This is a genomic window from Enterobacter cloacae complex sp. P16RS2, from assembly GCF_014982155.1.
In the GTDB taxonomy this organism is placed as follows: domain Bacteria; phylum Pseudomonadota; class Gammaproteobacteria; order Enterobacterales; family Enterobacteriaceae; genus Enterobacter; species Enterobacter cloacae_M.
This window is the reverse complement of sequence record NZ_JADCKW010000007.1, coordinates 227,913-241,641: the sequence shown is the minus strand read 5'-3', so window position 1 is coordinate 241,641 and position 13,729 is coordinate 227,913. Positions and strand designations below refer to the sequence as shown.

The window sequence follows — 13,729 nt, the reverse complement described above, 5'->3', positions numbered from 1 at the left end:
TAAAACCACAATTCATCGACGAAGTAATTGGCATTGTTCGTAATCCTGAATGCCTCCTCAACGATTATAACATAGCGCTAATCTTCGAAAGAGATATTCGCCTTGTGCTGGAAGAACTCAATAATTGCAATCCTGACGATATTCCTGAGAAGAAGGTCATGTCATTAGGATTAAAAGTTTCCAGGCTGAATGAAAGATTTCAATTCCTTCAGGATCGTTTTGAGAAAGCATGTATATATCTCACAAAGGAAAACTTTAAACCTTTAAATCATCAACTACATTTGAAAAAATCAATTAGCAATAAAGATAAGGCCCTTTTCAGTTCTTTCGTTAACTCGCTGCCATAAAAAAGCCCCGCAAGGGGCTTATTGTTGAAATCTTTCAGGCGTTACTCCGCATGATTAGAAGCATACACGACAACTTCGGACAAAATCAAGCCTTATGTCGTAATAATGCTAAATTTCGTCACCTTCTTCGCCTAAACTGGTTGCAGATTGAAATTCTCTTGCGGCGTTTCCCTCCTCCTGCTGACAAATGCTTACCAGCGCCTCAAGAAACGGTTTCCAGTTGCGAGTCCATGTTCTGACGTGCAGATCCGGAACGCGCTTCAGTATCACTTTATAGGCTGCGGTAGACGGCACCGCAGAAAATCCATTTCCGCTGCAGCGCTCGCAGGTTTTAAACACCGGCGCGCCGCGCTCGCTTGTGGCCTTGCGGTCTAGAACCTCGCCTTTACCGCCGCAACGACAACGGGCGCTGATCGTTCCCTTGCCTTCGCAAGCATCACAGACCGCCGGTACAACCTCTGTTACCTCCATCCACTGCTCCCAGTCAGACGGTCGAACAGCACGAGAGCGGCAGGCCCAGTATGGAGCTTTACCCCATGGGTACGAAACCTTGCGGGTAATCTGCTCGCGGGTTGTTCGTCCGGTACCGCTACAACTGTGACATGTCACGCTGGTAGCCGCCGAACGGGAGTAATCAGCAAAGGCAAATTGTGCCAACATCTGCATGCACCATCCGAACTGCCCACCAGCTACTTTGCGAACATTCTTCGGTGCGACATCCATCGCATATCGCGCCAGCGCCTGAACTGCGAGCTGTTCATCCGTTTTGCTGATTCCCGCTTTACCGAAGAACGCCGCCAGACCAAACCGCGCACGGCTGCTGGTGGCGCCAATCGCCGCTATTACATCTTTTCCTGTAAGGCGGTCCGGAGAGGTTCCTTTCACATCGTCGCTGATATGCATACCCTGAGGGCTGAAGTGTTTTAGTGATGCTTCCAGTTTCATGCGCTTGGCCCCGCTGTTTTGATGGTTTTAATAGTCTGCATTGCTGGAATGCCTTTCTTTTGAGTAACGTCTGGTCTGGGCTTTCTGCTGTGGCGCAGAACGCTGCTTTGCTAATTCCTGGTCAATTGGCAGGAAGTGGCCGTTATAGAATCGACGGTAGATAGTGCCCAGCTCACCGTTGCGTTGTTTGGTCACGTTAATTTCCGCGATCCCCTTAGCTGGCGACTCAGGGTTATAAACTTCGTCGCGGTAAAGCATCATGATCAGATCAGCATCGGCCTCAATCTCACCTGAGTTTTTAAGGTCGGAGTTCATAGGTCGTTTGTTAGGCCGCGATTCAACGCCACGAGAAAGCTGGCTCAGGGCAAGCACCGGAGTTTTATTAGATTTAGCCAGACGCTTGAGTCCTTTTGACACCTCACCAACAGCAAGGTCATATCGTGCAGTACTTTCAATTTTGATGAGTGCCAGGTAGTCCACAACCACCAGCGCTATTTCCGGATGCGCCAACTGCAGGCGGGTCGATATCTGCTGGATCTGCTCTACAGTCAGATCGGTAGAATCAACCATCCAGATACTACGACCTGTAAGGCGCTCGACACCGTTTGTCAGCCTCGCCCAGTCCTCATCTTCAAAATCAGCAGCCTTTTTCAGGCGTGAAACCGACATGCCTCCGGCAGCGGATACCATTCGCTCTCCGATCTGGATATTTGGCATTTCCATGCTGAAGAACAGCACACCACGGCCCTGCTCAGAAACTTTGTCGATAATATCCAGCGCCAATTCAGTTTTACCCATCGACGGCCGCGCAGCGATAAACACCAGATCTGTTGGTTCAATGCCACCAGTCTTTGCATCAAGCTCTTCAATACCCGTCATGAGGCTTCTGGCTTCTTCGAGCCCGCGGTTGCGTGCATCTACCCGATCCACTACAGCAGGAAGAATGTCGTCGATATGAACTGGCTGAACGGTCTTTTCTTCGAGAGAAATTGCGGCAATGCTGTTCTGTGCAGTCCTGAATGCCGATAAAGCCGCGTCACCATTGTGAGCACTCCGGAGATCAGCCAGCGCCCTTTCAATCACAGCTTCGGCATCACGAACAGCTGCATTACGCTCGAGCGTGGAAACGTAGGACACAAGCGCCGACTTCGCCCATGCGATACGGCTCGAGTCCATAATGATTGCGCTGTGCTTTGGCATGTTTTCGCAGAGCAGTACAGGGTCAATAACGCCAGCTCCACGCGCCTGACGGCAGATCCCAGTATATATTTCCCGATACTGCGGTACCGAGAATGCGGTGGCCGGCACCCTGGAAAGAATATCCAGTACCTCAGGGTCGGCACCACGCAGAAAAATTGCGCCAATCACCGCACCTTCCAGATCTTCATTTTTCCAGACAGGCGTCATGCTACAGCTCCTGACGCGATAGCGCGGAAACTTCCCCAGCCAAATGCCAGACGGTTGCGGCCACCATCGGTAACCCGGTCCACGATTCGCTCACCAATAGTCTCTTTCAACTGGTCGAATGTGAGATTGCTGATCAGGATTGTTGGCAGAATGCTTTCGTACCTGGCATTGATGATTTCCTGCAAGATGGTCATTTCTGTCGGGCTGCCGAACTGAACGCCCACTTCGTCGATAATCAGCAGATCCAGTGAAGCGAAGCGCTCAATGACGCCTTCCTCGGTCATTTCAGCATTGTGGCGCCATGTGCTTTTTACCGCTCTGGTGAGGCGCATGACATCGGTGATTTCCACATTCGCAAGGTGATCGCGGATGATGCTCTTTGCCATAGCCACTGCCAGGTGGTTTTTACCGGTGCCGCAATTGCCGGTCATAACAAGCCCGGTACCGGCATTCAGTCGTTCAGGCCAGCTGCTGGCATAACGCTGACAGGCTGCGAGATTCTTGGCAGCATCCGGGTTGATAGCCTGGTAGTTATCGAATTCACATGCTTCGAATCGTCTTGCGATGCCGGAATTGTCCATCAGGTCGGCCACTCGTAATGTCCGCAGGCTTGATTCAATGCCAGCAAGCTCCGCTTTCACACACTCCGGGCACTGGGAGTGCTTAACATTTTCAACGCCACGATAGGCTTTCCCAGTGAGGGAAATGCGCTGATAACCACCATGGTTTTCACAAGCGGCAGCGTGGACTTCGCCCGACTCCCAGCTTCCCCACTGCCACGGTTTTTTATGTTCCACAGCAAACGCCAGTTCTTCACGAAGCCCTTCGCGCTTTGCCACCAGAGCTTCCCTTTCTTCGCGTTGTTTAATACTCAGCATTGTGATTTCTCCTGCTTACCAGTTGCAGTCTGATTGGCCATAGTCTTGTTCACTAAACCCCGAAACCGGCAGTCCTCCAGGTCGACCGACTACCGCAACAGTAGGCGCCTGCCATGACTCTTCGAAATGCCGATCAGGACCAAAGAACGTCGCCGCCTGTTTCACGTACTGCGTTCCAGCGTTACCAGTAGCACGGACATATCCGGCATAACGGGTTACGCCTGCCAGCATTGCTTCACCGGTAACACCATCTTTGATTCGAGCTTTCCAGGCTTTCCAGGCAGCTGCCTTGGAGTTACCACCAGCACGTTTTGGGTATGCCTGCCAGGCGGTTTCGAACTCAGGTGAATAATCCTGCTTTGCAGAACGAACCGGTGCAGAGGCGTCAGCCGATGCGCCAATACCTTGTGATTCATGTTTTGAATTTACTGATGGATCATGTTTTGAATTTACTTGTGGATCTGGGGTCAGATTCTGACGGGTGAAAACATCATTTTTGTCAGAATCTGACGGGTGAAAACCGTTAGTCCTGCGCTGCTGTTTCAGCGCTGCCACTTTGTCCTTCTCAATGCGTGCCAGAGCCTCGAGACGATCGGCATTCAAATGATAAAGATTGGACGTGTTGCGATTACCTTTACGGCGTGATTCACGACGCAGCCACCCAGCAGATTCCAGTTCTGCAATGGCGGTTCTGACCGTGCTTTCCCCGAGCCCCAGTTGGCGGCAAATAGTTTCAACACTCGGATAGCACACACCGTCATCATTCGAGTAATCAGCCAGGCGTGCCATAATCACAAGTTTGGCCCCCTTAATGTCATGAGCAGCGCATGCGTCCCAGACGTTACCGAGAATTTTGCTACTCATGCAGCACCTGCCAGCTCAATATCGTGGGTAAATTTTCCATCCCAGCCTTGCTTCATCGGGAGGTTGCCCTTCAGATAGTGTCGGTAAAGCCAGATGGCCCCCTTGCGTTTCAGCACAGGCTTATAAGCATCAAAACTCTCTGCATCCTCGGGGGCCACGCGCTGATGCTTCTCGGTCAGATACAAATCACGGGCATAATGTTTAACCCGCCACGAGGCTTTACGAGATTCCGGGCGTTCGTCGTACAACCAGTTGTGATCAGCCAGAAAGGTGTTAATCTGCTGAACGTTTACACCGTTGAGTTGCTTGCAGAACTGGAATGGAGTCATGCCTGGTTGAAACAGGTTTTCCAGGTGTTCAATGTATTGATCCTGACGGTGTACATACCCAATAGCCTTGTTTTTCGCTTCGTATTCATCTGCCCAGGCGCGGGCAGCTGCGGCCGGGTTATTGAAGTCCGGCAGACTGCTGTTTACTGGCGCCAGCTTCCCGGCTCGGAAGTCGAGGAAGGTCTGGTTCACCTGCAAGCGAAACGCTGGTGAGATCCACCCGGCATACTCGATGGCCAGCAGCTCATGAGCGAAAGTGCCCGGCGCGATACCGCCATTCGCGGTGTCGATTGGTTTTTGAGCAGAGTGTAAATTTACATTCTGGCACTCTTTCAATAAGTTACGCTTAAGCTCTTCAATGAGTTCTTTCGTGCTTTTGCGGCGTAACCATTGGCTCGGAGATTTATCCTCACCCACTCCACTCGCCTTGTGTAATGCATTCAGATTAAAGCGCCCAGCATCGTCAGTTGTGATCTCCACACCAGCAATAACGGGCAGGTTTTCAGCATCAACGCTTGAAACGTTCTGGTGTTTATTGGTATTGTTTTTCACGGAATTTTTCTCCAATGATTGATTCCAGCAGGTATTGCAAAGCAAAGTCAGAACAGGCCGGGTTGAGATTTACCCTCTCTCCCGGCCTTTTTCTTGCCCTCTTTCCGTTCAGCAATCGTTGTCTGACCGATAGCCCACTGGCGAGCCCGAAAGAGACAATCAGCGAACATGCTTCCCTTCCGGCTGGCCTGAGAGCAGCGCCGGTAATAATCAGCACCATGTTCAGCCCCCCCCCAGGCTATTTCCGCCGGAAAGCCTTCACCCACCAGCGCATCGGTGATGTGCTTTTTGATAAATTCTTCCGGTGACATGTCACGCTTCACCTTTGCCGGAAGCGACCAACTTTCCGTAAAGAAGCCATTGAGGGTCGCATTTGAGAGTCTGTGCCAACTCAATCAACAGGCGCGGGCGCTTGGTTTCCCCGGATTCAATGGCCTGTAATGATTGCTGACGCATTCCAACCATTGCTGCTAATTGCGTTTGAGAAAGATTTAACTCAACTCGTTTTTGCTTAACGCGATAAGCAAGATTCATCGTAATCACCTCAACAGTTTTATCTGTATATTTCTACAGAATTTACTGTTTGTCAATTACAGTTTAAGCTGTGAATATTGACGAAATAATTTAGCGGGGGTGTGCAAATGGCTTTAGCCGATCGAGTGAAGCAAAAAAGAATAGAACTCGGACTCACTCAAACTGAGGCTGCCGAACTTGCCGGTATCCGACAGCAGTCCTGGCAAAGCATCGAAGATGGGAAGACCTTAAAACCACGTAATATAATTGGCATTGCTAAGGCATTACGATGTGATGCGGATTGGCTTATGAATGGTGGCGCATTCATTCCAATAGCTGAAGCAAACAGCAGGAGGGTTCCACTTATCAGTTATGTTCAGGCTGGTGCTCTAGCAGAAAAACCGCCGATCGTAGCTTTGGACGGAAACTTCGAATACATACTTACCGATTCTGAACTATCTGAGTTTAGCTTTGGTCTTCGCATAGAAGGTGATTCTATGGAACCTGATTTCAAGGATGGTGACATTATCATAGTTGATCCTGAGGTGGAGCCGACACCTGGTGAGTTTGTCGTCGCTAAAAATGGAAGCGACCAGGCAACCTTCAAAAAATACCGCCCCACTTATACCGATATGAAAGGCCGCCAACACTTCGAACTAGTGCCACTCAACGATGATTACCCTGTAATCAATAGCGATCATCAACCGCTTACGATTATTGGCGTTATGGTTGAACACCGCATATACCGTAGAAAACGCTAAAGCACACTCTTGCGAATCCACCGTTAGAAAACCGACTCTAGTCGGTTTTTTTTCGCCCTATAAAACTAAATAACCTTTAATTACAGGAAGATATGTATTAAGGACACAAAATACAGCTTTAACTGTTGACTAAAATACAGTTTTATCTGTACGATTTATTCATCGGCAAACAACGGAGCCAATGAAATGAATACTCAAATCACCGTAGCAAAAACCATCGGCAAAAGAATATTAAATCAAAGATCTTCGCTTCGACTCTCTCAGGATTTTTTGGCTGATCATCTTGATTTAACAACCGAAACCATTAACAACTGGGAAACGGAAAAAACTGTTCCCTTTGCTGACCAGTTAATCCAATTGGCTAATGTTCTTCATTCTGACGTTCTGTGGCTAATTTCAGGAAACGAACAGTGCGGTGAATTTACTGAGCCTACAAACACAATAACATCCAATCAACTTTACTCATGGTCTGCGGATATTGGTAATTGCAGAATGGCAATTTCTAATGCGATGGACTGTATGCCGCAAGAACTGTCAGCTATTGGTACGTTAACTATCGTTTTTGAAAAGCTCGTAGATTTGCAAGAGACCATCTGCAAGCAAGCTGACAAAATTTAGAATTAATTAATCTTCTTTAATTAACACCTTTCCAGGTGGGGGCAAACTCACTCTGAGGAAATGTAAATGCAAAATGCACTTAACCCAATAAATAAGCCAGTCGCCTACCCTCGTGAATTATTTGTTGATGAGAAAGGTAAGTACGCGCCTGGAAAAATTATGACTTGCCAGATGGGGGGGATTCCATGCAGCCAACCATCCATCCATGCGAACTGATTGCTTTCGCTGACTGTGGCGGAAAGATCTCAGAGGCCGGTATTTATGTTTTTACCCGTGATGTATTCGGGCGACCATGCGTATTCGTTAAGCGCGTAGAGCCAATGCCGGACGGTGCGCTGGTGATAATTTCTGACAATCATCGTTACGAGACTTTTACGCTTGATGCCGACGAGCAGAGCGATATGCAAGTACATGGCCGGGTTATTGCCTCAATGACAATGAGGCGCTTCGTATGACTTTCATTATTGATAAATCGGCATATAGAACAGCGTGCCTTTATGCGGCCTGTGGTTACGAGGTTATTGCTCGTCTTTATCTTAAAAAGGCATATGGGAGATTAAAATGATTCAGGAACGTCAAAATATTCTGAACGTGAAAATCCAGGCCGAACAACTAAATTTCCTCATGCAGACAATCCATGCCCACCACAATGATTTTGACTGCCACCAATTAAACGCCCTATTAGGACTGGCTTACGATATCGCTGGTTCTGTTTACGACTGGACGGATAAAGAAGAACAAATTGTTCTGGCGAATGATGAAGCTGAAAGAAAAGGCGTGAAGCATGAATAACTTAATTAACACCTATCGCCGACGAATTTTAAAAGCAGCTTTATTACGCCACCAGCGTAAAACAGGCAGTAACTGCCTTGTTATTAAACTAAATAAAGGCGGCATTAACACGGTCGAGTTAACAGAGATTCTTCTCGATGGATTATTACGAAAATTCGAAAGGCTTGCGATCAGTGAGTACGGGAATGTCGAAGGCGTAAAAGCTATTAAGGGAATTTACAGCAGTTCTGTTGATGTTAATGGCAGCGGTGAATTCCTCACAGATAGTGGGAAGGAGTTAATCGACGAGCTCATTTCTGAGCTGGTGGAGTTCGTCAAAAAACAAAAAGTAGAGGCTCCGAAAACGGAGGGTCATGAAATGGGGGGATCTGATGGCACTGACAGCGATACGAATTCCTGAGTGGGTTCACCTCAAAGCAGCACACGTTTTAAGCCAGTTCAGAGCGAGGAGGATTCACCCCTGCCGCATGATCGGCACCGGGAATCTGAGCCTGAAGGTAAATCACCGCTGGCGGCTACTATCCCGCGATGGCGGCAAGAACTGGGAAGTAATGAGCCATGAGCGTTATTCAAAAGTTAAGGATCGGAAATGAACGATAAACGCACCGTAAGCACAATTGATCTGGCATTGCAGAAACACGATACGCCAGTTGGCCCGCTTTTCGTAGCAGTACGTCACGGTCGTATCAAAAAATGCTTCACGCGAGATACTGCGATCCGCTATCTGGCGTTCTTCATGACCACCGAGGCTTTTGAGCGTTCAGGTTTTCCACAGCGTCACCCGCGGGTGCGTATTGATCGCGATGATATGGAGGTATGGCGAGACGGGGAAACAAAGGCGGAGTATCTGGCCGCCCACCAGCGTTGTATTCGCCGTCTGCGTCGTATCCTGGCGCGCAAGCGAGAAATGGAGAAATGGTGTGAAAAATGGGACGCAATGCACGAGCGCTACGTCAAAGAGGTGGATGCATTGCAAGCCATCAAACCAGCAGGAGTGTATTGATGGTTGATTCAACGTTTAACCCAGAGCCGACATCAACCGGCATCCGTTTTGGTAACCGCGTTATTGGCTATTCCGTTGCGGTTCGCCAGCTCGACAACGGTAATTATGACAAACGAATTCCGGATGGATTAGATCTGCTGGCTTGCATCATGGAAGCGATTGAAAGCGGCTGGTTTACCCCGGGCATCGAGAAAGAAATCATCATTTGGCGCTGGATGCTGGTTGCCGTCTTCATTGCCGAGGAGCAGGCAAAGAACGGCACGGTTGAGGTTGCCAACGATTCTGGAGGGTTTGATACCGCAGTTATCTACTCAGGCCAAAACGGTTCAATCAGTGTTTATCCCGCGCCAGAGCGGTTCGCACTCGCAAGCTATGTGGAAGGGTTGGCCATTGAGAAATACGGTCAGGAACTCGGCCAGCAGATGGCGCTGCGCATGTACCGGGACATGTTAGATACGGACGCTGAGAACGGGCTTCGACTCTCAAAAATGGGCCGGGAGGGTTTCAATCTCCTGCATGACAGCTTCATTGAACAGATTCAGAAAGAAGGTATGCCTGACATGCCGGTTATGCACTGAGGAAGACGAAAATGAACACTGTAACGATCAATAACAAACAGCTGCCGGCAGTCGAATATCGCGGTCAGCGCGTTGTGACGCTGGCGATGATTGATGAAGTCCACCAGCGACCGGAAGGAACCGCTCGTGCAGCATTTAATCGCAACAAAGACCGCTTTGTTCGTGGTGAGGATTATGAAGAATTAGGTGCAGACACCATACGTACGGACCTTCCAGTTGGCGTTTTTTCGAAATTTGCGCCATCAGGAATTGTCCTCTTCGAATCAGGCTACCTGATGCTGACGAAACCATTTAACGATGATCTGGCCTGGAAAGTACAACGCGAGTTGGTAAGTGGTTATTTCCGTCATCAGCAACCGCAACCATTGACTGAAATCGAAATGATCGCCGCAATGGCCGCCGATGCCGTTCGCCAGCAAAAACGCCTGAATCATGTTGAAGAGCAGATCGAAACGGTCACCGAAGCGGTGGAGAACATCAAGCGCGGCACCATGCGAGCCGGATATGTCGGTTACCGCCAGGTGGTAGCCAAAAGCGGAATGAGTGACGCCAAGTGCCGAAATCTGGTCAATGCCTACCGCATCCCGACAGACACGCACGAATTTATGACACCAGACGGGCTGTTGTCACGCAGAGCCATCGTCGAACTGGAGCCATTCATGGCCGCGTTTCGCCAGATGATGTCAGAGGCTGAACCGCGCGGCACCCGCTGGTATCACCCTAAAATGGGTCTGTTCCAGGCGATTGGGTGGGAGGGTTAATAATGCACAAATTCTACGTCGAGACAGACAATCTGAACACAATCAGCGAATGCCTGCAACAGCTCGTTAATGCAGAAGAAGCGCAGCTCAGCATTGAAGAGCAACTGGCGAGATCGAACAGCTGCAGTGACTGGAGCGCATGGCGGAAAAAGGCAGAAAACGCGCTACGGGTGATCAAAGGTAAGCGCCGCATCATCACAGCTCGTCTGGCTGTCCTGCGCCATGAGGAGAAGGAACGCAACCTGCAGCTGCACCAGCAGCACAATGCCTTTCTGGTTCAGGCTCTTCGCGAAATTGTAACGCCCTCTTCTTTCGCGCGGTGCGTTCGCCTGGCTAAAGAAAAAGTGGAGGAGAACCATGCAAACCAGTGCTGAAATTATTCTTCTGGTGCCGAATGACTGGGTTAGCGAAAAGGTTCTGATTGCGGTTACCGGGCTTAAGCCCGGAACCATCACCCGAGCCAGAAAAGAATCCTGGATGCTTGGTCGCGAGTACCTGCACATTTCACCAGATGGCAATCCAAAGCCTTCGAGCGAATGCATGTACAACAGAAAAGCAGTTGATCAGTGGATCGAGGCTCAGAAAAAAAATCAACCAGGTGCGAAGACAGCATGAAAAGCAGTACACTCGTCAACGCTCCTGGACGTCAGGAGGGATTAATGGCTAATGCATCATACCCGACAGGCGTCGAAAACCACGGCGGTTCACTCCGCATCTGGTTTGTATATAAAGGCAAGCGTGTCAGAGAAAACCTCGGTGTCCCTGATACTGCCAAAAATCGCAAGATAGCCGGCGAGCTTCGTTCTTCAGTTTGTTTTGCGATAAGGATGGGAAATTTTGACTATGCGGAAAAATTCCCAAACTCACCGAACCTTGCCCGGTTCGGTCAGGATAGAAAGGAAATTACTGTGCTGGAGCTTACCGAAAAGTGGTCTGAGCTGAAGAGGATGGAAATCAGCTCTAACACTATGAGTCGGTACGAATCCATCATAAAAAACATGCTTCCGCGCATCGGCGAAAACAAAATGGTTTCTGCGGTGACCACTGAGGATTTGCTGTACGTGAGAAAGGAGTTGCTGACGGGTTTTCATGTAATGAAGAAGGATCACCGGACACAGGTTAAAGGCAGGAAGTCTTCGACCGTGAATAATTACATGATGCTGATGGCCGAGATCTTCCAGTTCGGAGCGGATAACGGTTATGCGAAGGAAAACCCGTTTAGCGGAATTAACCGCCTCAAAAAAGCGAAAGGTGAACCAGATCCACTCACGACAGAAGAGTTTATCCGGTTTATCCAGGCTTGCGGCCACCAGCAGATGAGAAATCTCTGGTCGCTGGCAGTCTATACTGGAATGAGGCATGGGGAGTTGTGCGGTCTGGCGTGGGAAGATATCGATCTGCATGCCGGAACCATCACAGTGAAACGCAACCTTACCCAGACGAATGAGTTCACCCTGCCAAAAACCGACGCAGGCACTGACAGGGTGATTTATCTCATTCAACCAGCTATTGATGCCCTGAGGAATCAGGCCCAGCTGACGCGCCTTGGCCGGCAGTATGAGATTGAAGTGAAATTGCGGGAATATGGTCAGTCAGTCATACACCCTTGCACTTTCGTTTTCAGTCCTCAATGCGTCAAGCATGGGCCTCGTAGAGGATATCACTACGCGGTTAATTCGATTAATAAAATTTGGGCCCCGATAATCAAGCGCGCCGGAATACGGTACCGCAACGCCTACCAGTCGCGACATACTTATGCGTGCTGGTCATTATCAGCTGGGGCAAACCCAAACTTTATAGCAACTCAAATGGGACATACCGATGCACAGATGGTTTACAAGGTGTATGGAAAGTGGATGTCAGAGAAGAGTGCCGAACAGGTTTCCCTGCTCAACCAGGCGCTTTCACGCTTTGCCCCATCACTGCCCCAAAGCATGGTTGTAGCACAGTAGTAATCTGTAAATTCAAGTGGTTAGCAGCTCTATTGCTACATTTGTATAACACGGGGCACAAAATGCCCTCGACCATAAAACGCGCTTATGTTGTGATCGGGGTTCAATAAATCACTAAACAAGGTATACTCCGGAGTTGTTTATTGTACTAAACGCTCCTGTGAGAGGATGCTACTGCGCACCTATGACTCAATTCGCTTCTCCAGTTCTGCATACGTTGCTGGATACCGACGCGTATAAACTGCATATGCAGCAAGCCGTTTTCCACCACTACTATGACGTTCACGTCGCGGCGGAATTCCGCTGTCGTGGCGACGACTTGCTCGGTATCTACGCAGACGCCATTCGTGAACAGGTCGATGCTATGCAGCATTTGACGCTGCAGGACGAGGAATATCAGTGGCTTTCTGGCCTGCCTTTCTTCAAAGCCGACTACCTGAACTGGCTGCGCGATTTTCGCTATAAGCCGGAGCAGGTCACCGTGCTTAACGATAACGGCAAGCTGGATATTCGCCTTGAAGGTCCGTGGCGGGAAGTGATCATGTGGGAAGTGCCGCTTCTGGCGGTGATCAGTGAACTGGCTCACCGCTACCGTTCGTCTGAAACAGGCGTCGCGCAGGCGGTCGCCGCGCTGGAAAATAAACTCGCAGCCTTCTCTACGCTGACCGAAGGGCTGGACATGTCCCGCTTCCGCCTGATGGACTTTGGCACGCGTCGCCGTTTCTCGCGTGACGTTCAGGAGGCCATTGTTAAACGTCTGCAGCAGGAGCCGTGGTTCGTTGGCACCAGCAACTACGATCTGGCACGCCGCCTCAGCCTGACGCCAATGGGCACCCAGGCACACGAGTGGTTCCAGGCGCATCAGCAGATCAGCCCCGATCTGGCTAACAGCCAGCGCGCGGCACTGGCCGCATGGCTTGAGGAGTACCCGAATCAGCTCGGGATTGCCCTCACCGACTGTATTACGATGGATGCCTTCCTGCGCGACTTTGGTCCCGAGTTCGCTGAACGTTACCAGGGATTACGCCACGACTCCGGGGATCCGGTTGAATGGGGCGAGAAAGCCATTGCCCATTACGAAAAACTCGGCATTGACCCGATGAGCAAGGTGCTGGTCTTCTCGGATAATCTCGACCTGGCGAAAGCGGTCGACCTCTATCGCCATTTCAATACCCGTGTGAACCTGAGCTTCGGGATTGGTACCCGTCTGACCTGCGATATACCTCAGGTAAAACCTCTGAATATCGTCATCAAACTGGTGGAATGTAACGGAAAGCCGGTGGCAAAACTCTCCGACAGCCCCGGTAAAACCATCTGCCATGACAAAGCGTTTGTCCGCGCATTGCGCAAAGCGTTCGATCTCCCCTTGATCAAAAAAGCCAGTTAAGCGCTTACGGGAGCCTTTATGGCTCCCTTCTTCTTATTTATT

19 protein-coding genes and 1 pseudogene are annotated in these 13,729 nt (G+C 49.8%); 13 read left to right on the top strand and 7 right to left on the bottom strand.

The window, feature by feature from the left end; all coding sequences use genetic code 11:
• Positions 1-347: pseudogene (locus INF68_RS23175) on the top strand (hypothetical protein); the annotation flags it as partial.
• 108 nt (positions 348-455) lie between these two features.
• On the opposite strand, the gene INF68_RS04170 reads toward INF68_RS23175, so the two are convergent.
• From INF68_RS04170 to INF68_RS04140, 7 genes are read right to left on the bottom strand one after another with little or no spacing between them, the layout of a single operon-like run.
• The gene (locus tag INF68_RS04170) at positions 456-1,292 is read right to left on the bottom strand and encodes an antitermination protein (protein WP_193525263.1); all 837 of its coding nucleotides are present in this window, start codon (positions 1,290-1,292) and stop codon (positions 456-458) included.
• 27 nt (positions 1,293-1,319) lie between these two features.
• Complete coding sequence (locus tag INF68_RS04165; protein ID WP_181594730.1) at positions 1,320-2,699, bottom strand: replicative DNA helicase; 1,380 nt, start codon at positions 2,697-2,699, stop codon at positions 1,320-1,322.
• A complete protein-coding gene (locus INF68_RS04160; RefSeq protein WP_181594729.1) occupies positions 2,696-3,577 on the bottom strand; it encodes an ATP-binding protein in 882 nt (293 codons plus the stop codon). Before INF68_RS04160 ends, INF68_RS04165 begins: the two co-directional genes overlap by 4 nt.
• A 15-nt stretch (positions 3,578-3,592) precedes the next feature.
• Entirely contained in the window at positions 3,593-4,441 is an 849-nt protein-coding gene (locus INF68_RS04155; protein ID WP_193525262.1) for a helix-turn-helix domain-containing protein, read from the bottom strand.
• Positions 4,438-5,322, bottom strand: a complete 885-nt coding sequence (locus INF68_RS04150) for a KilA-N domain-containing protein (protein ID WP_320338464.1) — start codon at positions 5,320-5,322, stop codon at positions 4,438-4,440. Before INF68_RS04150 ends, INF68_RS04155 begins: the two co-directional genes overlap by 4 nt.
• Positions 5,323-5,369: 47 nt before the next feature.
• Complete coding sequence (locus tag INF68_RS04145; RefSeq protein WP_181595237.1) at positions 5,370-5,633, bottom strand: hypothetical protein; 264 nt, start codon at positions 5,631-5,633, stop codon at positions 5,370-5,372.
• Between the two features lies 1 nt (position 5,634).
• A complete protein-coding gene (locus INF68_RS04140) occupies positions 5,635-5,856 on the bottom strand; it encodes a helix-turn-helix transcriptional regulator (RefSeq protein ID WP_181594726.1) in 222 nt (73 codons plus the stop codon).
• Between the two features lie 107 nt (positions 5,857-5,963).
• On the opposite strand from INF68_RS04140, the gene INF68_RS04135 reads away from it, so the two are divergent.
• The 12 genes from INF68_RS04135 to pncB all read left to right on the top strand — a co-directional run bounded on the left by INF68_RS04135 (position 5,964) and on the right by pncB (position 13,687).
• Positions 5,964-6,596, top strand: coding sequence for a LexA family transcriptional regulator (locus INF68_RS04135; RefSeq protein ID WP_181594725.1), 633 nt, complete (start codon positions 5,964-5,966; stop codon positions 6,594-6,596).
• Positions 6,597-6,782: 186 nt separating this feature from the next.
• On the top strand, positions 6,783-7,214 hold the full coding sequence (locus tag INF68_RS04130; RefSeq protein WP_181594724.1) for a helix-turn-helix domain-containing protein: 432 nt from the start codon (positions 6,783-6,785) through the stop codon (positions 7,212-7,214).
• Between the two features lie 185 nt (positions 7,215-7,399).
• Positions 7,400-7,669, top strand: a complete 270-nt coding sequence (locus INF68_RS04125; RefSeq protein ID WP_193525260.1) for a S24 family peptidase — start codon at positions 7,400-7,402, stop codon at positions 7,667-7,669.
• A gap of 106 nt (positions 7,670-7,775) precedes the next feature.
• Positions 7,776-8,006, top strand: a complete 231-nt coding sequence (locus tag INF68_RS04120; RefSeq protein WP_182063631.1) for a hypothetical protein — start codon at positions 7,776-7,778, stop codon at positions 8,004-8,006.
• Positions 7,999-8,406: a hypothetical protein gene (locus INF68_RS04115; RefSeq protein ID WP_193525259.1), complete on the top strand. Its 408-nt coding sequence runs from the start codon at positions 7,999-8,001 to the stop codon at positions 8,404-8,406. Before INF68_RS04120 ends, INF68_RS04115 begins: the two co-directional genes overlap by 8 nt.
• 189 nt (positions 8,407-8,595) lie before the next feature.
• The gene (locus tag INF68_RS04110; RefSeq protein ID WP_045898574.1) at positions 8,596-9,009 is read left to right on the top strand and encodes a hypothetical protein; all 414 of its coding nucleotides are present in this window, start codon (positions 8,596-8,598) and stop codon (positions 9,007-9,009) included.
• Positions 9,009-9,587, top strand: a complete 579-nt coding sequence (locus INF68_RS04105) for a hypothetical protein (protein ID WP_045898571.1) — start codon at positions 9,009-9,011, stop codon at positions 9,585-9,587. Before INF68_RS04110 ends, INF68_RS04105 begins: the two co-directional genes overlap by 1 nt.
• A gap of 11 nt (positions 9,588-9,598) precedes the next feature.
• On the top strand, positions 9,599-10,348 hold the full coding sequence (locus INF68_RS04100) for an ORF6N domain-containing protein (protein ID WP_045898569.1): 750 nt from the start codon (positions 9,599-9,601) through the stop codon (positions 10,346-10,348).
• Positions 10,349-10,350: 2 nt separating this feature from the next.
• On the top strand, positions 10,351-10,722 hold the full coding sequence (locus tag INF68_RS04095) for a hypothetical protein (RefSeq protein ID WP_227412782.1): 372 nt from the start codon (positions 10,351-10,353) through the stop codon (positions 10,720-10,722).
• The gene (locus INF68_RS04090) at positions 10,706-10,963 is read left to right on the top strand and encodes an excisionase family protein (RefSeq protein WP_058657756.1); all 258 of its coding nucleotides are present in this window, start codon (positions 10,706-10,708) and stop codon (positions 10,961-10,963) included. The genes INF68_RS04095 and INF68_RS04090 overlap by 17 nt, the downstream gene beginning before the upstream one ends.
• A 44-nt stretch (positions 10,964-11,007) precedes the next feature.
• On the top strand, positions 11,008-12,300 hold the full coding sequence (locus INF68_RS04085) for a site-specific integrase (protein ID WP_045404144.1): 1,293 nt from the start codon (positions 11,008-11,010) through the stop codon (positions 12,298-12,300).
• A 184-nt stretch (positions 12,301-12,484) separates the two neighbouring features.
• On the top strand, positions 12,485-13,687 hold the full coding sequence (gene pncB, locus INF68_RS04080) for a nicotinate phosphoribosyltransferase (protein WP_109846028.1): 1,203 nt from the start codon (positions 12,485-12,487) through the stop codon (positions 13,685-13,687).
• Positions 13,688-13,729: the final 42 nt, after the last annotated feature.